Source organism: Pantoea sp. JKS000250 (genome assembly GCF_003201065.1).
GTDB classification, from domain to species: domain Bacteria; phylum Pseudomonadota; class Gammaproteobacteria; order Enterobacterales; family Enterobacteriaceae; genus Pantoea; species Pantoea vagans.
In genome coordinates this window covers 3,922,160-3,939,973 of sequence record NZ_QICZ01000001.1, presented here as the reverse complement: position 1 = coordinate 3,939,973, position 17,814 = coordinate 3,922,160, and the positions used below count along the sequence as shown (strand labels likewise).

The 17,814-nt window shown below is 55.1% G+C and carries 14 protein-coding genes; 1 reads left to right on the top strand and 13 read right to left on the bottom strand.

The genetic code is table 11. The annotated features are described in order from the left end of the window. Positions 1-20: 20 nt before the first annotated feature. Genes BY447_RS18630 through BY447_RS18620 form a run of 3 tightly spaced genes read right to left on the bottom strand, consistent with a single transcriptional unit; the run spans position 21 to position 4,472 of the window. Positions 21-2,450, bottom strand: a complete 2,430-nt coding sequence (locus tag BY447_RS18630) for an ADOP family duplicated permease (protein WP_110331796.1) — start codon at positions 2,448-2,450, stop codon at positions 21-23. Between the two features lies 1 nt (position 2,451). Continuing rightward, complete coding sequence (locus BY447_RS18625; RefSeq protein ID WP_110331960.1) at positions 2,452-3,168, bottom strand: ABC transporter ATP-binding protein; 717 nt, start codon at positions 3,166-3,168, stop codon at positions 2,452-2,454. Positions 3,169-3,221: 53 nt separating this feature from the next. After that, positions 3,222-4,472 (bottom strand): efflux RND transporter periplasmic adaptor subunit, encoded by a 1,251-nt coding sequence (locus BY447_RS18620; RefSeq protein ID WP_110331795.1) that lies wholly within the window; start codon positions 4,470-4,472, stop codon positions 3,222-3,224. 426 nt (positions 4,473-4,898) lie between these two features. On the opposite strand from BY447_RS18620, the gene BY447_RS18615 reads away from it, so the two are divergent. Then, on the top strand, positions 4,899-5,444 hold the full coding sequence (locus BY447_RS18615) for a helix-turn-helix domain-containing protein (protein ID WP_110331794.1): 546 nt from the start codon (positions 4,899-4,901) through the stop codon (positions 5,442-5,444). 464 nt (positions 5,445-5,908) lie between these two features. Here BY447_RS18615 and BY447_RS18610 read toward each other — a convergent pair whose 3' ends face one another. The 10 genes from BY447_RS18610 to BY447_RS18565 form a co-directional block, all read right to left on the bottom strand. After that, positions 5,909-6,517, bottom strand: a complete 609-nt coding sequence (locus BY447_RS18610) for an ANTAR domain-containing response regulator (RefSeq protein ID WP_110331793.1) — start codon at positions 6,515-6,517, stop codon at positions 5,909-5,911. Further along, positions 6,514-7,671 carry a transporter substrate-binding domain-containing protein gene (locus tag BY447_RS18605; RefSeq protein WP_110331792.1) on the bottom strand — a complete coding sequence of 386 codons (1,158 nt, stop codon included), beginning with the start codon at positions 7,669-7,671 and terminating at the stop codon, positions 6,514-6,516. The genes BY447_RS18610 and BY447_RS18605 overlap by 4 nt, the downstream gene beginning before the upstream one ends. 46 nt (positions 7,672-7,717) lie before the next feature. Next, positions 7,718-9,424, bottom strand: coding sequence for a nitrilase-related carbon-nitrogen hydrolase (locus BY447_RS18600; RefSeq protein WP_110331791.1), 1,707 nt, complete (start codon positions 9,422-9,424; stop codon positions 7,718-7,720). Continuing rightward, positions 9,424-10,917, bottom strand: coding sequence for a purine-cytosine permease family protein (locus tag BY447_RS18595; RefSeq protein WP_110331790.1), 1,494 nt, complete (start codon positions 10,915-10,917; stop codon positions 9,424-9,426). The genes BY447_RS18600 and BY447_RS18595 overlap by 1 nt, the downstream gene beginning before the upstream one ends. 336 nt (positions 10,918-11,253) lie before the next feature. Further along, positions 11,254-12,162, bottom strand: coding sequence for a LysR family transcriptional regulator (locus tag BY447_RS18590; RefSeq protein ID WP_110331789.1), 909 nt, complete (start codon positions 12,160-12,162; stop codon positions 11,254-11,256). A 349-nt stretch (positions 12,163-12,511) separates the two neighbouring features. Continuing rightward, a complete protein-coding gene (locus tag BY447_RS18585) occupies positions 12,512-13,333 on the bottom strand; it encodes a M55 family metallopeptidase (protein ID WP_110331788.1) in 822 nt (273 codons plus the stop codon). Further along, complete coding sequence (locus BY447_RS18580) at positions 13,330-14,373, bottom strand: P1 family peptidase (protein ID WP_110331787.1); 1,044 nt, start codon at positions 14,371-14,373, stop codon at positions 13,330-13,332. The genes BY447_RS18585 and BY447_RS18580 overlap by 4 nt, the downstream gene beginning before the upstream one ends. Positions 14,374-14,375: 2 nt before the next feature. Then, the gene (locus BY447_RS18575; RefSeq protein ID WP_110331786.1) at positions 14,376-15,260 is read right to left on the bottom strand and encodes an ABC transporter permease subunit; all 885 of its coding nucleotides are present in this window, start codon (positions 15,258-15,260) and stop codon (positions 14,376-14,378) included. Next, positions 15,257-16,189, bottom strand: coding sequence for an ABC transporter permease (locus tag BY447_RS18570; RefSeq protein ID WP_110331785.1), 933 nt, complete (start codon positions 16,187-16,189; stop codon positions 15,257-15,259). The genes BY447_RS18575 and BY447_RS18570 overlap by 4 nt, the downstream gene beginning before the upstream one ends. A 79-nt stretch (positions 16,190-16,268) precedes the next feature. Continuing rightward, positions 16,269-17,810, bottom strand: coding sequence for a glutathione ABC transporter substrate-binding protein (locus tag BY447_RS18565; protein ID WP_110331784.1), 1,542 nt, complete (start codon positions 17,808-17,810; stop codon positions 16,269-16,271). Between the last annotated feature and the right edge of the window lie 4 nt (positions 17,811-17,814).

Sequence of the window (17,814 nt, the reverse complement as noted above, 5' to 3'; positions counted from 1 at the left end):
CGGAACGGCATGGAGAAGATTCATTCATGTCTGATCGCTTCTGACGGAGACAAACGTGTCGCCCGACGAGAGGGAAACCAGACCGCGACCGCAACCACCAGCGAGATGGTTAATGCTACACCGGCAAACAGCAACATAAAACCTGTCCTGCCATCACCCAGAATACGGATCAGTTTCGGTGCGGTAAACAGTGCCAGTGGCAGACCAATGATCAGTCCGGCCAGTAGCTGTTTTCCGCCCTGCAGCATCAGCATTTTCATGAGCATACTCTCTGTCGCCCCCATCGCCATGCGGACACCAATTTCCTGCACGCGCTGGTTGATAACATTACGCATCACCGCGTAAATGCCCGTTGCGGCCAGTATCGTTGCGATCAGGCCAAACAGCATGAACAGGCTGGCAATGAAATGCAGTCCGGCCGTGTTGCGCGCCAGACGCTGGTCCAGGGTCTGAATCTGGCTGACGGAAAGGTTACTGTCAATCTGTCTGACGGCGTTGATCAGCGCAGGCCCCGACAACGCCGGATTTCTGGCGTGCAACAGGACATTCACTGAGGATGCTGTCTGCTGTTGCAGGGAGCGATAAACGGTAGCGCGATGCCGGAAGGTGCTGAAAGGACGCCCGTGGATAACGTCAGGAACGACCCCTATCACACTGTACCAGCGCGGATCCTCCGCATTGCGAAGACGCAGTCGCTTGCCAATCACATCTTTTTCACCCGGCCAGTACTGACTGACAAAAGACTGACTGACAACCACGACCGGCTGTGAACCGCTGTCATCACTGAACGCAAACTCGCGTCCTGTCACCGCTTTGATCCCCATACCAGAAAGACTGCCCGGCATCACCTGAACATCATTAACCAGCGGATAGGCCCACTTATCGCGGCTGTTAACGGTTGAACTATCGACATCCACCTGCTGTGGAACAGTAAACTGCCCGACGGTACTGGTTGTAATTGCCGAGCGATCGCTTCCCGGAATCGTATTCAGGGCATTCTGCAGTTTCTGGTAAAACAGAACCTGGCTTTTTTCATCAGGATACTGGGTGGCGTTAAGGTGAATCTGCCCCGTCAGGTAATCCTGCGTATTTACACCGTAATCCGCACGCGTAGCCTGATAAACCAGCACACCTAACAGGGCACTGATACACAGTATCGAACAGGATAAGCCCACTTCGAATGTCACCAGGATGCGGGAAATGCGACCCGCACTGCGGCTTTGCGCACCACGGGTTCCGTCACGCAGCACATCGTTGAAGTTGCCGTGAGTAATTTTCCAGGCTGGCAGTGCACTTGTCGTCACCACTGTCAGGATGACCAGAAGCAGCGCCTGAAGGATCATTCCGCTGTCCAGACTCAGATGCCACCAGAAAGGGATCTTGTTAGGGACGAAGCCGGGCAGGAGGCGATTAGTCATTTCCAGTCCCCAGGCGGCCAGCAGAACAGCAATAACCCCGGAAAGAAGACAGATGAACAGACTTTCCCACATCATCTGCATCACTAATCTGGCTGCCGGCGAACCCAGCGCCACCCGAATAGCAATTTCTTTGGCGCGCTCCGTGGTGCGGGCAAGCAGGAGATTGCCGACATTACAACAGGCAAGAACCAGCACGAATCCTACAGCGACCAGCATGACGACGAAAATTGTCACCGTCTCTTCGCCCATGAAGTTTTCCTGGAAAGTCAGTACCTGTGCTGACAGCCCCTTATTGGTTTCAGGATAGCGGCTCGCCAGACTTTGCATCACCGCATTCAGGTCTGCATTAGCGGCACTAGCCGAAACGCCAGGTTTCAGACGGGCATAGACGGAAATCTCCGGGGCATCCTTACGGGTCAAAAACTGTGACGGGTTCAGCTGCGAGGGAAGCCAGAGATCCTGAAAAAATGGAAAGGCAAATTCTTTCGGCATGATACCGACGATGCGTGTCCTGACACTGTTAATCAGTACGCTGCGGTTAATCACTGACGGGCTTCCGGCAAAATAATTTTGCCACAGTGCGTAACTGATCACAGCGACCGGTTCAGCACCGGGCTCGGTATCGCCCTGGCTGAACGCCCTGCCCTGAAGAGGCTGCACGCCCGTATAGGCGAACATATCGTCAGTACTGCGCGTCGCCATATAGGAAACGGCTTTATTGCCATCGCTGATATCTGCACGCTCACCGTAAAAGTAGCCCACATTCTCCAGCGCGGTGCTGTGCGCTTTAATTTCGGCGTAATCAAGATAATTAAGCCCGGAGTCGCTCAGGCTTGCACCATTTACCACGGGGTTGAGTAACACCATATTCTCGCCGTGCGTATAGGGCAGAGGTGAAAACATAAACGTATTGATCACCGACACCATATACAGCGTCAGCGCAAGACCGCACGACATAATTAACACGGTCATGGCAGAAAAAGCGGGGCTTTTCAGTAACAGTCGCAAAGCATATCGGATATCAAATAGCATTTTATGCTTCCCTGATCAGCGTGAGTTCATGGTTATGCAAACCATCAGCGACAACCTGACCATCAGAAAGAATGATACTGCGCTGAGCGCGTTCAGCAGAGCGTGGGTCATGCGTCACGATACAGATGGTTGCGCCCTCTCTGTGCAGATTGTCCAGAATATCCATTACCGCTTCGGCATTTTTTGAATCCAGGTTACCTGTCGGTTCGTCCGCCAGCAGGACGGAGGGCGAGCCGACAATTGCCCGCGCGACGGCAACACGCTGCTGCTGCCCGCCTGACAGCTGCGAAGGATAATGGCGCGCCCGGTGCGACATATGAACCTTCGCCAGCGCATCACTTACCCGGCTTTGTCTTTCTGCTTTACTCATCTCTTTACGGTAGGTCAGCGGCAGCGCCACATTTTCTTCAATGGTCAGATCGCTAATCAGATTAAATGACTGGAAAATAAAGCCAATGTCGCGATTACGCAAAGAGGCACGCTGCTGCTTAGTCATATTTTCGACATTATGTCCGGCCAGGGTATAGGTGCCGGAAGATGCGACGTCCAGTAAACCAAGAATGGAAAGAAGCGTTGATTTTCCGCATCCTGAAGGACCGGAAATGGCCACATATTCACCTTTAGACAGGGTAAAGCTGATTTTGCTTAACGCATGCGTTTCAATTTCATCCGTCAGAAAAATCTTGTTGATATCGTTGAGTTCTACCAAATTTTCCATTGTTTCGGTGTCCATAGATTGTCCCTTTATCGTTGCTGTCGGGTGTTGTGCATTCAGGGCGTGATTGCGATCTGATCAGCATCCTGCCAGGCAGAACTGTCGCTCAGAATAATTTTGTCGCCAGCGCGCAAGCCACTGGTGATCTGGATGAAATCAACTGAACCCTGACCAAAATCCACCTTCATTTTGGTGGCTGACTGCTCTTTTTCATCAAGCCTGTAGAGTGTGGAAGGCAGATTGTTTTGCGCATAAGGGGGTCTTTCCACAAACAGCGTTTGCGAAATCTTTGCCACGGCAATCAAGCCATCAACACTTAAATCGGGTCGGGCTTCCTGCGGCAGAGGCCCCTCAAACGTCACATCAACTTTGACCGTACCATTAACCACCGCCGGATCAACCCTCGATACCCGCCCCTGAAACGTGCTTCTTCCTGTGTTGATCATCACTGGCTGTCCCACCGCTAAATCCCGCGACTGCAACTCAGGGACTTTCAATTCAGCGTAAAGGTCTTTTTCTTTGGCCAGCCGGGCAATGTTACTTCCCGTTATAATGCGCTGCCCGGCCTGCACGGCGACATCCTGCAATACACCATCAATCGGGGAGGTCACATTCAGGGACTGCATTTGCTCTTCGCTTAGGACGACCAGGGAGGCAGATTTTCTCAGGCGCATCAGATTGGCTTTGGTGTCAGCGTCAACACTCTGCTTCAGGGTAGCTAAACGTTTTTCTTCAAATTCCACCTGATGACGATTGAGCTCAGTCGCAATACGGGTCGTCTCATAATCCAGCACGGGTACGGCAGCGATGTACTTTTTCTGCGCTTTAAGCTTCATTTCAGAACCCGATAAACGAGACTTTGCATCCAGCAGAACAGCTTCCTGATTAAGAATTTTATTCTTCAGCTCCGCATTTCTGGCGTCAGTCTCTGCCTGCAGCGCATCATATTCCAGTTTGTTTTCCTGGTACTGCTGTTCAACCGTAGGATTACTCATCTTAACCAGCAACTGGCCTTTTTTAACCCGCGTGCCCGCTTTGTAAATGACCGCCTCGACCCGGGCATCAACGCTGGCTGAAACCCAGTTAATGTCCTGTGGAAGCAATACACCATTCCCTCTGACATCCACCGAAAAATTGCCAAATTTCACCTCTGCTACGGAGAGGCTACTGAGCGGGACCTTATAAGGAGAAAATTTTACGTTATAAATCACAATTAACGTGGCGAAAACCAGCCCTCCGGAGATCCATTTAATCCCGTACTTTCTGAACCACTGTTTATGACCTGGCTGTGTGATTGAAATATCCATTGTCTTACCCTGTGAAAATGCTGGTAAGACTCAAGCAAAGAGTGTGCCACAAAAAAAATTTAATTTTCTTCATTTAAATCATCAGCTTGAAATAAGAGGGTTATTATTCTCCCACTCTGATTTCCTGTCCGTCTCATTAACGGAACGTCCCTTTCTCACAAAACAGCCGTTTAGCAGGACAGTTACACGCCTGAGACGTGTCAGACAGGCATTCCCACTAATGGGATTAATGACCAGCCCGCTCGCTTTCTTCTTCCCATTTCCGGGAAATCCGCCTTCCCGAAACAGGGAAATTTAATAAAAAACCATAATAAACAGCATGTTATTTAGTTAACTTTTTTGGCACGTTGATTGCTAAATGAAACTATAAGCAGCACCCGAATAAATTCACGGTTCAACTTATCATCGGTAACATAAGGAGTGTGTATGTTAGAACGCAGACTGACAGAAGCAGAAAAAGAGGGATTTAGCCGGAAAATAGTGGATGATCTTGAAAACCGGCATCTGGTCATTTATGGCAAACATGCGAAAGCAGAAAAGGCGCACTGCATCGTTAAAGTCATTGACTACATCATTGAAAATATTTCAGAAGACATTTTATTAGAAGATCTCGAACGTATCAGCGGCAAGACCCGCTTTGATATCTGTCGCGTGTTTAACCTTTTCTACGGCATCACACCCATAAAATGGATGTGGAAAGTCAGACTCACTCTGGCAAAAGAATTTATCGATCTGGCCCCCGACTGGTCTTTGACTGACATCAGTTGTGCGTGTGGATTTACTTCGCTGCCCCATTTTTCCAGAAGCTTTAGCCTTGCTTATAAACAGTCGCCCATGAAGTTTAAGAAAACAGCACGCGAAAGAGTGAAGGTGGATGATAAGAAAGATCACATGGAGTTTGACAGGATGTTTGGCGTTGACCGTAACAGCTTCTCGAAAAATGTGCTGATTAATAATCTTCACCTGATATAAGCAACAGGTACATCCCGATTAGATACCAGAGTGTCTGTCGGGTTGTACTTAAGGCGACCTCTTCTGCAGATTAATCGCTATATGTGAGCCAAAATGCCCCAAAAATTGAAAGACATCCTCTGCTGCATATTCCTCGCTGGCTGGAAAGGTATGACAGAGATGAGTCAGGGTTTGTTTACAGACATTCAGGCCGGGCAATGGTGATAGAGGAGAGTTTAATAATAGGACAGCTGAGTGATAAATCAGGTCCTATTCCTGGCAAAAGCACGTTAAACATGCCACCTTTAGATGAAGGTGATGCCACGCGTATTGTTGAAACCTCAGCAAAAATTAACGCATGCATTGTCAGCTGATCGCATGAAGACGGACAGAACATTATAAAATCTGACTTCAACCCATTACAACGACACTTCGGCCTCTTCCTGAGGTCGTTTGTTGTACAGTAACTTATTAAGAAAAGCACACTATTCCGCCAGCATCGACCTCAGCCGGTTGATCCAGGACTCCGTATCGTTCAGCAACGCACAACTGAGATTTTCAATGGTCATGTGTTGCGCCATTGAAGCGCGGCGCAGCAGGCTGTAAGCATCGTCCTCCTCAAGCCGTAGCGCAGACATTACCCGCAGTTGCGCGGAAAACAGAAACCGGCGAGCCCTAAGACGCTCCTCCTGCCGCCGGAGCTGCGCTTCGAGCTGGTGGATCTGTGCGGCATGAGTAAGCGCCAGGGTAAACGCAGTCATCACACCGTCAAAGCGCACGGGTTTGCGCATGTAGCTGTCGATCTTCTGTTCGGCAATCCACTGTAGTCGTGATGGCGTTTCAATGGCAGTCAGCGCAATCTTTGGCAGCGCGGGCCAGGGGAGCGGGTTTGTGGGGTGAAACAGGGTAGAGTTATCGCCATCGAATACCAGCAGCTGCTGGTCAGCCAGCTGGTTCTCATCCGGAAACACTGCACAGAACAGGCCTTCTATCCCTATGCGGCTAAACTGCTGCGCCAGATGGTGGTTATCACGGTCAGAACAGCCGATCACACACACCTTTAATCCGCGCATCTGCACGTTTTTTCGGCTCATTCGCCACCTCCATGCGGCGTAAGGCTCGCGAGGTCCACCCAGGCCAGCCAGGGATCGGGTTCCACCGGCTCATCAGCCTGCCAGAAACTCTCCAGCCTGCCGTTGTGGCAACGCGCCAGATGCGGGGTCAGCCAGCAGTGATTATTTCCGGCGTTAAGGCGGATTCGCCCGGCTGGCGAATCCATTTCATCCAGCAATACCGCATCGCGTACACCTTCAACGTCATCATTGCCGTGGCGCGCAATGGCTCTCGCCAGCAAATGCCCGGCCAGCCAGGCACTCTCGCTGTCCACTGATGGCGAAACATGCTCACCAAAGCGCTGGTGATAGCTGCTGAGAAAACGCCGGTTGGCGGTGTTGTCTATCGACTGAAACCAGCTGGCAGAAACCAGGTATCCCTCTAACGCCTCTGCGCCAATCAACTGAACTTCCGGTTCACACAAGGTCAGGCTTAGCTTTAGCACCTCACTTAACCAGGGCTGCTGCTGGCAGGCCTGATGCCAGGCGCGGTAAAAACTGTAAGCGCTTTTACCGACCAGGGTATTCAGGAGGACTTTCGGGCGGCAGGCGATAATATCCGCGATTATCGTCTCGACATTTTCTTCGCCCATCGGCAGTAATTTGCTTTGCAGCACGCTGCCGCCCGCGGGGATCATGGCTTCACGGGTGATGCGATCCATCTCCCAGGACCAGACATAGTTCGAACCGATGTGATAGATCTCTGCCGCCTGCTGCTGTAAAAGCCAGCTCAGCATCGGCAAAATATGCTGATTAGGGGTGGCGCCCAGGTAAATCACGCTATTGCTGCTCTCAAACCCCTCATAGCGCGCGGAATGCCACAGCAGCGCGTTGGCACCCTCGATCAACGGCAGAATGGTCTTTCGCGCCGCGGACGTGTAGCAGCCGATCACATGACGCACGCCGTGGCGATAGAGTAAGTCGTGACAATATTCATAGTAGAGATCCAGCGAACCCTGCGGATCGCGGATCACAGGCGCAAGGGTAAACGGATGGGCGGGATTAGCGTTTATCTCCTCGATCGCCAGCAGGATGCCATTAAGCATCTCGCGCCCGATCACCGCATAATCGCCTGAAACAGAATAGAGAATACCAACCGGAATAACGCGTTTAGGCAGCAGCGGAGTGGCAGTCATAATAGCTCCTGAAACAACGCGACCCACAACAGGCCGCGTCTTTGGATCATCGCGGTGGTTGAGTAATCAGCGCAGTGTAGTAATGCGGCTGACGCATCAGCACCAGGTCTTTGCGTCTTACAACATGGTCGGGGTAATGGGTAGCGGCTGAACCCGTTGAGATATCCAGCAGCGCCAGTCCTTTCTCACCGAGAGCTTTCGCTTCCTGACGCGGAAAAGCAAACGTGTCCGGGCCAAAAATCCCGCTCAGACCAAAGCTTTTTCCTTCAGCGGCTGGCCAGTTAGCGAACGCCAGCCAGACATTATTCTCACCCGCCCGAACGCGCGGCAGAAGCCAGTGGTAAGGATCGGCACCGCGCGGAATCGGCCAGACATGGGGGATCGCCGTGCCCGCGTGCGCCATTGGCGCAGGTGAATGAAGCTGCGCCGGGCAGGCAATGATATCGCAGCCTTCCAGCGCCAGAATCCGTGCGGCTTCCGGCACCAGCAGATCTTCACCCAGCATAATGCCGACCCGCCCGCAGGGCAGATCGCACGTCACCCACTGATTGCCTGCGCTGGCCCAGTGCCGATCCTGGTCGCTGACATGAATCTGCCGATAGTGCGCATTTACCCCCTCACTGCTTACCAGCACCGCGCTGTTATAGCACTGCTCCCCTTCCCGCTCGGCGAATCCCGTGAGCAGTGCGATATCCAGCTCTATCGCCAGCGCAATCAGCGCCTGCAGAGGTGCATCATCCAGTGTTAGCGCGAAGCGGCTACCGTCACTTCCGGTCAGCGCCCGCTCCGGCAAGACCAGCAATTCTGCGCCGCCCGCTTTCGCCTGTTCGGCCTGATGCCGAATCTGTGCCAGATTAGCATTAACATCGTTTTGCGGGCGAAACTGCGCCACCGCAATCCGGGACGCTTTGCCATCGGGCAGTGGATGACGTCCGTACAAGCCAAAAAAGTCCTTTGGATTCCAGAAGAACGTATTGGTCATCAAACGCTGATACAGCTCAGGCCGGCGCTTATTCAGTTGCGGATTTTCCTCCGGAAGGGGTAATTCAGCGCTGAGTATCCGATCGCCGCCGTCGCAACTGGCCAGCAAACGCCCCTGGCTATCCACAATGCAACTGCCGCCGCTGAACTGCACGCCCCGCTCCCATCCCCAGCGGTTACTTTCAATCAGCGCACAGCCATTCTCCCAGGCGCGCGTGAGCCAGTAAGGCGCAGGTGTACGTTCAGCCAGCCAGTTGCTGATGTGGCAGATAATGTGCGCGCCGCCCAGCGCGGCCAGCCGGGCGGTTTCAATAAAGTGAATATCCATACAGACCAACATCGCAATATTGCCGATCTCCGTCTGAAAGACCTGATGACCGCTATCACCATTCGCCGCCCATTTCGGTTCCGAAATATAGGGGTGGGTTTTACGGTGAACGCCGATTACGCCCTGCGGTCCGACCAGGATGGCGCTGTTATAGTAGAGGTCGGTGACCCTGTCCCGCTCCGGCATGCCGAAGACCAGAAAGCAGTTAAACTCACGCGCAATAGCAGCAAATGCCCGGCTGGTGGCGCCGTCCGCCGTTTCGACATAGGGGGCGACTTCCGCACGATCCAGCCAGCAGTAACCGGTGGTGGCCATTTCCGGCATTACGATCAAACGTGCGCCATCCCGCGCGGCCTGGGTTGCCAATGCCAGCAGGCGAGCGACATTCTCCTCTTTTCTGAACTGCGTGGGTTCATACTGAATGGTTGCCACATTGATGCGCATTATTCTGCCTCCTTGCTCAGTAACGGATTAAATACCGGTTTCGGTCCCTGGTAAGCATCAGAGGGTTTCCAGTGGGTTTGCATATCCTCAGGGAAAGTTTTGAAGTAATAGCTGCCGCGGGTCGCCACGCTGATCGCGACATGCAGCACAGGACCCACCAGCATGGCAATAAACGAGGCGTATACCATCGGATAGAGGCCCAGCACACCCGCCGCGCCTATCGCAACAGCGACGCACAACGCAATGACGCCGGACGGGTTCCACATACGCAGATACGCTTTGCGAAACTCCACGAAATCAGAGGGCGCAAGATGCAGCACTTTTCGACAGATAAAGTAATCCGCAAGGATAATAAATACCCAGGTATTGGTGAGAATACCGGTAATAGACAGGAAAGTACCGGTGTACTGCAGGATATTGCAGATATAGAAAACCACGCCCAGCAGCCAGACCAGCAACATCCACCACTGACGTCCCGGCCGATAGTTAAACGCCATATCCATGGTATTCGACAGTGCAATCGAACCCGAGTAGAGATTGAGCACGTTAATACGGATCTGGGTAATCACCGCAAATAACACGCCGGTCAGCCCGATGATCAGCGGGAAGACAAAGCCCGGATCCAGCGCCAGTGACCAGACATCTTCGCCCTGAATATGCGGCATCAGGGTATAGGCCATAAAGGCGCCAAACAGCATGACTACGACAATCGGGATCAGCATCCCCAGCATGATCGTTGCAGTACCTTTATGACTGATACCCGGGCGGGCAAAACGACCGTAATCGGTGGCCATCAGGCCCTGAAAAACAATCTGCCCGTTGGCCATATTCATGACCAGCCACAAAGCGTTACTGTCGACCTCCCCCTTTGGCTGCCAGCCGCTGAAGCTGACCGCCGGATAGTGGTGCGTTAATTGCCAGATACAAAAACCAAACAGCACAATGAAAATGGGAACGCCCCAGGTTTGCAGAAATTGCATTGATGACATGCCTTTCCAGACAAACCAGATGGCGGCCAGCCCCATCAGCGCAAAGATGGCGATACCGGTCGGGGAGTTGACCGGCACGCCCGCATAGTTGGCGATGGCGTGGGAAACAATGGTGCCTTCGAACAGGAAATAGAAGATGAAGTTTACCGCGTAAATCAGCGAGGTGACGGCGGAGCCCATATAGCCAAACCCCAGACCGCGCGTCATCAGATTGAGTGAAAGGCCCTCTTTGCTCGCCATCTTCATGATGCACGAGCCAATCAGGGTGGCGAACACCACCATATAACCTATCGGCAGCAGCAGCATTGGCCAGCCGACCTGGTAGCTCATGTCCGCGCCAAGGCTGAACCAGAACATGGCGGTAGAGTTGCCAAGCAACACCAGAATAATGGCCGGAATGGGCCAGCGATAGTGCGACGGCACGCGGCCAACCGCGTAATCCTCAACGGCCTCTGCTTCGGTAATAACCTGTGGCCCCTGAAACCATGCTTTCAACTTATTCATAGATTTACTCCAAAAAAAAGCCCCGCCGACAGCATTGCCGGCAGGGCTTCTTCGCCTGAAATCGATGTCGTGGAGTGGCGTGTCGCCACAGGCCGCTTACCAGGCTACGGTGCCTGTTCCTGCGCTGCAGGATGCGGTAACTATGAGAAAGCAATTACTGCGCCAACTGTTAAAGCAGCGGAGGAAGGCGGTAAACCGGCGTGGTGACGGGATTAACACGCATGAAGTCAGTGCAGCATGCACCATTCTGATACAGACGCACTGCGCGTTATTTCATGACGTATCCGGGTTAAGAATGAATAAAATCTCAGGCAACCTGACAATGCAGACGCGGGTTCAGCCCCCCATGAACTGCGCCTCACACTGCCGGGCTATCTCCCACAGTCTGTTACGGATCACCTGCTTGAGTTGCAGCGTGGACTGCGACTGTGGCTGGTCACGACGGCTGATCAGCATCACTTCAAACGGCAGAGGTTGCGCGACGGGCAGCAGCTTTAGCTGATCGGCATAGCGACAGGCGGTGAAGAGATCCACGACGCCCACGCCGCCGCCTGCCAGCACCATATCTGCAATGACCGAATAGGTTTTGATCGACAACGAAACGGCAGGATTCAGTTTCTTATCACGCAGCGCACGATTCAGGGCGCGTCCAAGAGGATCCTGCGCCTGCATCATCAGTAAATTATTGTCGCATAACCATTGTAGCGTAACGGGTTCATGGCGGGGATGATGGCGCGGTAACAGCGCCACCATGGAAGACTGAAAAAGAGGTTCAGCCAGCAGATCCGCATCGACCTGCTGACCGAAGACAAGCGCGAAATCGAGCTGATTTTCCAGAATCATCTGGCATAAGGTACTGAAGTGCTCGGTGACCAGTTCGACACTGACGGAGGCCATCTGTTGCCGCCAGGTCACCAGCGCGGGAGCCATCACCATCTGACCAAACGCATGCGCCGCGCCAACGCGGACTAACTGCCCTTCACCGCGCCGCAGCTGTTCAGTGAGCTGGGTAATGGATTGCAGGCGCTGGCAGAGATCGTCGATTTCAGGTAGGAGTCGTCGCCCTTCTGCCGTCACGCTCATTCCCTGGATACGTCGCTCAAACAGCGCAAATCCCAGTTGCTGTTCAGCGTGATTCAGCACACGGCTGATATTCGGTTGCGACACATTCAGCAGGCGCGCCGCTGCGCTGATGCTGCCGGTCTGTACGATGGCCTGAAAGACCTCTATATGGCGGAGCCGCATGATGATTTATCCTGGATGGAATACCGGACCCGGAGGCCTCTCCGACAGGCTGCACCGGCGGAGAGTGAAAGTAATTGTTCCCCTGTTGCAAAAACTGTACCGCAAAACCAGCGCAGGCTCAGCGACCTGTCACGCACCTTTTCGCATCCGGCAGTCCCGTCTGAAGCCTCTGCAGAGAGCGGGGCTCGCGCTGCCGTGGTGCAGCTTTGGTTCAGAAGTATGGGTTCATCAGGCTGAAGCCAGCAGCGATCCTGTCTCATCCGGAGGATGAGGCATATGTACAGATATCAGGCGAACAGAAAAGCGGGATAAACGGGCTGACGTTACAGGCAGCCCTGGGATAATGCTGCTACGACTGGGTACTCGCCAGATAGGAGAAGGCACTGAGTAAGCTGATTAACGTTTCCATCTTTTCAGCCTGATACGCCACGGTAACGGCATCCAGGCGCGTAACACCGGGGATCAGGCTGAACAGATCGGCCAGCACCGGTTTAGTGGTCTGAAGCTGCATAGCGTAAGGTGCCGTCAGGCGGGTCTTGCTCACCTGGGGTTGATGCTTCAGCGCAGCGCGTGCTGCGGCCGCGATCGCACGTTGGGCCGTCTGTGGACTAATGGATTCCGCGCAGGTATGCGAAATGGCGCGTTTTACACAGACATAATCGACTGAGGGGTAGTGTTCCGCTATCCAGCTCTGTAACTGATCGTCGCCGGTGACCAGCAGCAATGGCGTACCCTGTTCAGCGGCGGCGGCGGCATAAATATCGGTTTCGCCCATCACCAGGCCATTGATGTGTATACGCCAGAACGCACGCCCATTGATGGTATGCGCCAGTACGCCGGATTCACCCGCTGCACTGTGAAACCCCACCAGAAACAGTCCGTCGAACGTCTGCTGTTCTATCCCTTCCACCATCGACAGGCAGCGAGGTTTGCCCTGCACCAGTCGGGCGCGGGGATCGATATTTTCCGCACGTAAATTGGTCATCTGCGCATGGCTATCGGCAACAACTACTTCCATTGCGCCGCCGGCGAACGCCCCCTCAATCGCGGCATTCACTTCCTGTTCCATCAGACCACGGGCGATCTGATGCTCCGGGTGACCAGGTGTACACTGCTCCGGACGCATGACGCCCGCGATGCCTTCAATGTCGGCTGAGATAAAAATTTTCATGAGGTTAACCTGTCCAGAATCTGCGTCAGTGAGGGTCGATGGTGACCGCGAAAGCCGGTAACAGCCTCGGCGCTCAGCAAGGCATCCAGTACCGCCTGTTCAGTGGCATCGGCTGCCGCGGCAAGCAGCGGCTCCAGCGTGTCGTCCTGCGGCGGTTGCGGCAGCGGTTGCGTGGAAAACGCCACCGCAATATCGCCCGAGCCGTGGCCCCAGTAACTGCCCAGCCGCCCCAGACCGGCACCGGCCCGCTTCGCGATGCGCTTCAGCTGACGGGCATCCAGCGGTGCATCTGTGGCCATAATGATGATGACAGAACCGGCATCCCGCTGCGGCGTCCCCCCGGCCAGTAGCGGCGCAATCATCTCGCCCGCCCGCACGCCATCGATCGTTAAGGCCTCCAGTGCGCCGAAATTGGCCAGCACCAGCACGCCAAGCGTGGCGTTAAGCGAGGGAATAACCCGCGAGGCGGTGCCGATGCCCCCTTTAAGGCTGAAACAGCTCATCCCGCGTCCCGCGCCGACGCTGCCGCGCGCGAAATCAGCGGAGGCCGTCTGCACCGCCGCCTGCGCCATCGCCTCACTGACAGCCAGCGCCTGGATATCATTCAGCCAGCCATCGTTGCACTCCAGCACCAGCGGGTTGACCGTAGGCAACGCCCGGCCCAGTTCCGGGTTACGACGGATGGCCTCCCGCACCAGCGCGGTAAACAGCGTGCCGACCGCCAGCGTATTACTGAGCAGAATCGGCGTCTGAAGCACGCCAAGTTCCTCTATCTGCACCAGTCCGACGGGTTTCGCAAAGCCGTTCAGCACTTCAGCTCCACACGGCAGCGGCGTGAGAAACAGATTGTCGCCCGGCGGAACGATAGCGGTGACGCCAGTCTGCTTTTCGCCTTCACTCAGCGTGTCATGTCCGACACGCACGCCCGGGACATCGCTGATGCGATTCGTGGGTCCGCATGCGCTGCGCGGCTGCCCGAGCTGACGCCTTTCACGCCAGCGCGTCAGCAGCAGGTCGCGCTGCAGTTGTTGATAATCCATCTTCAGCCCTTGAGTTTGGGATCGAGCGTGTCACGCAGCGCGTCGCCAAGCAGATTAAATGCCAGCACGGTGATAAAAATCGCCAGCCCCGGGAATACGCTCATGTGCCAGGCCCCGGCCATCATCATGCTACGGCTCATCGCCAGAATATTGCCCCATTCGGGCACGTCTGGTTCCGGGCCCAGTCCGATAAAACTCAGACCTGCCGCCGTCAGAATACTGGTGCCGATGCGCATAGTGAAATAGACAATCACGCTGGAGAGCGTGCCGGGCAGGATATGCCGCAGAATGATGACACGGTCTGGCGCACCGGCACAGCGCACGGCTTCAACATAGGCAGCCTGTTTCAGAGAGAGCGTCGACGCCCGCACGATACGGGCAAATACCGGTACGCTGAAGACCGCGACCGCGATAATCACATTGTTCAGGCCGGTCCCCAGCAGCGCCACCACCGCAATGGCCAGCAACATGCCGGGAAACGCGAATAGGACGTCGGCACCGCGCATGATCAGCATATCGACCCAACCGCCGTAATAGCCCGCCAGTAAGCCCAGTATCACCCCGACCAGCATGCCCATCGTCACCGACAGCACGCCGATATAGAGCGAGATGCGCGCCCCATAGATAATGCGGCTGAGCAGGTCGCGCCCCAGCTCGTCGGTCCCCATCCAGTGTGCCGTAGAAGGCGGCGACGACAGCGCCATCCAGTCCGGGACCATGGGATCCCAGGGTGCCAGCCAGGGGGCAAAAATCGCCACCACAATTAGCAGCAGCACAAACCCGCCAGAGACCAGCGCCAGCGGGTTACGCACAAAGGCATGCAGGAAATCACGCCACGGCGAACGAATGATCTGAGGCGGATTTTCGGTCAGCGATTGACTACTCATTTCGGCTCCTGTCGCAGACGAATGGCCGGATTGACCACCGCGTAAAGCAGATCGACCAGCAGGTTAATTACAATAAACTCAAACACGAACAGCATCACCAGCGCCTGAATCACCGGCTGATCCTGCGCTTTGATCGACTCAATCAGTAACCAGCCTAATCCCGGCCAGTTGAAAACACTCTCCACAACGATGGATCCGCCCAGCAGAAAACCGAACTGCAGACCCAGCATGGTGATCACCGGGATAAGCGCATTGCGCATCACATGTTTCCACGTCACCAGGCGGTTGCGCAGCCCTTTGGCTTTTGCGGTACGCACGTAATCTTCCTGCGCCACCTCCAGGAAGGCCGAACGGGTAAAGCGCGCCATGACCGCCGCCACCGACGAACCCAGCGTGATGGCGGGCAGAACAATATCGCTGGCCCTGTTAAAGCCGCTGACGGAGAACAGCCCGAAAGGCATCGCGACGAACTGGATGAGCAACAGCCCCAGCCAGAAAGCGGGCATCGAAATGCCGCCGACCGCCACGCTCATCAGCGTCCAGTCCTGCCATTTTCCCCGTTTCAGGGCCGCCATCACGCCAAACAACAATCCGAGAATAACGGACCAGGTAAAACCCGCTAAGGCGAGCCACAGCGTCGGCATAAAGCCCTGCCCAATCACCTCCCGCACCGGTTGCTGGGTGCGATAGGTGATGCCCAGATCGCCCTGCAACAGGCTGCCGATCCAGTGAAGGTACTGCTGCGGCAGCGGATCGTTCAGCCCGAGATGCTGACGCGCCGCCTCGACCGCCTCAATGGGCGCATCCGGTCCGGCATAAATGCGCGCCGGGTCGCCCGGCATGAGCTTGATAAAACCGAAAACCAGCAGCGAGACCACCAGCAAAACCGGGATCATCTCCAGCAATCGGCGAAGGATGTATGCAATCATGCCATTCCCTGAAATGAGGTGCGACGGGCCTCCTCACGTCCCCGACCCGTTCCGGGCAGGGGACGAGGAAGAAACCGTCTTATTTAAAGGACGCCTGAGTGAACAGCAAATTGCCATCAGGCAGCATCGAAACGCCGCTCAGGGTGTTGCGCTTGCCCACCAGATTGTCTGGCGTGCCAAGGAACGCTACTGGTGCCTCTTTCCAGAGCACCTTTTGCGCCTGCGCATAGGCGATGCCGCGCTTTGCCGGATCGGCGGTCGCCAGTCCGGCCGCAATCGCTTTGTCTGCATCCGGATTGCTGAAGTAGGAGACGTTGTAGGAGGTCGGCACCCAGGATTCGGTGGCAAACAGCGGACGCAGCGCCCAGTCGGCGTCGCCTGTAGAGGTCGACCAGCCGCCATAATAGAGGTCAAACTCCGCCATTTTCGGATCCTTTACGCCCCACAATTTGGCGTTTCGCGTGCCGGAATCCATCGGTGTCACGGTGGCACGAATGCCCACGGTGGCCAGCTGCGCTTTCAGCACCTGAGCGGCACGGACGCTGGCCGTGGCATTGGTTACCCAGAGCTTAAGGTCCAGACCATTCGGATAGCCCGCGGCTTTGAGCAACGCTTTAGCCTCGTCCGGTGCATAGCGATAGGCAGGGTCGGTTTGTTTCTGATAAAACTGCACCCCTTCCGGCATCGCGGAGGTGGCCGGTTTGCCCAGTCCGGCAAAGGCCACTTTCAGCCACAGATTACGGTCAATCGCATAGTTGATGGCCTGACGCACCCGCACATCGGCCAGCGGCTTATGCTGCGTGTTGATCGCCATGTAGTAGAGATAGATGCTGGGGTCGCGCTGAATCGAAAGGTGGCTGTCCTGCTTCACGGTCGCGATCAGGTCTGAAGGCAATGGCCAGATGGCATCCACCTGCCCCGATTTTAATGCGGCGACGCGGGTCGCATCTTCCGGACTCGGCGAGAAGATCACATGGTCGACTTTAGGCCATCCCTGCTGCCAGTAACCGTCATACTTCGCCAGCGTGACCGCTTTGCCCGGTGTCCAGTTGACGAATTTAAACGGACCGGTTCCTACCGGATGTAGTCGCAACTGCGCTTCGTCCGGATATTGCTTGAGAACGGACGGGCTCCACATCACCGCCGAAGGATGCGCCAGCGTGTTGATAAAGGCGCCGAACGACTGATTGAGATCGATTTTTACCTGGTCGGGTGCCAGCACCGTGACCTTATCGATCATCTTGTAGAGGCTGTTACGCTTCAGCCCTTTTTTCTGGTCTGCCAGCCGATCAAGGTTAGCTTTGACAGCGTCCGCATCAAACGGGGTACCGTCCTGAAAGGTGACGCCTTTGCGCAGCGTCAGCGTAAATTCGGTGGCACTGTCATTTGAGGTATAACCGGTCGCCAGCCAGGGCTGCAGCTTCATCTGCGGATCAAACTGGAACAGGCGCTCAAAGATGCCGCTCTGCACCGAGTAACTGACATTATCCGAGGTGTCGTGCGGATCCAGTCCCGTAATATCGGCATACATGGAGATGCGCAGATCCTGTGCCTGCGCAGTCATGACCAGCGTCGTCGTCAATGCGAGGGCCAGCGAAGTACGGCGAAACAACGTTTTCATAAAT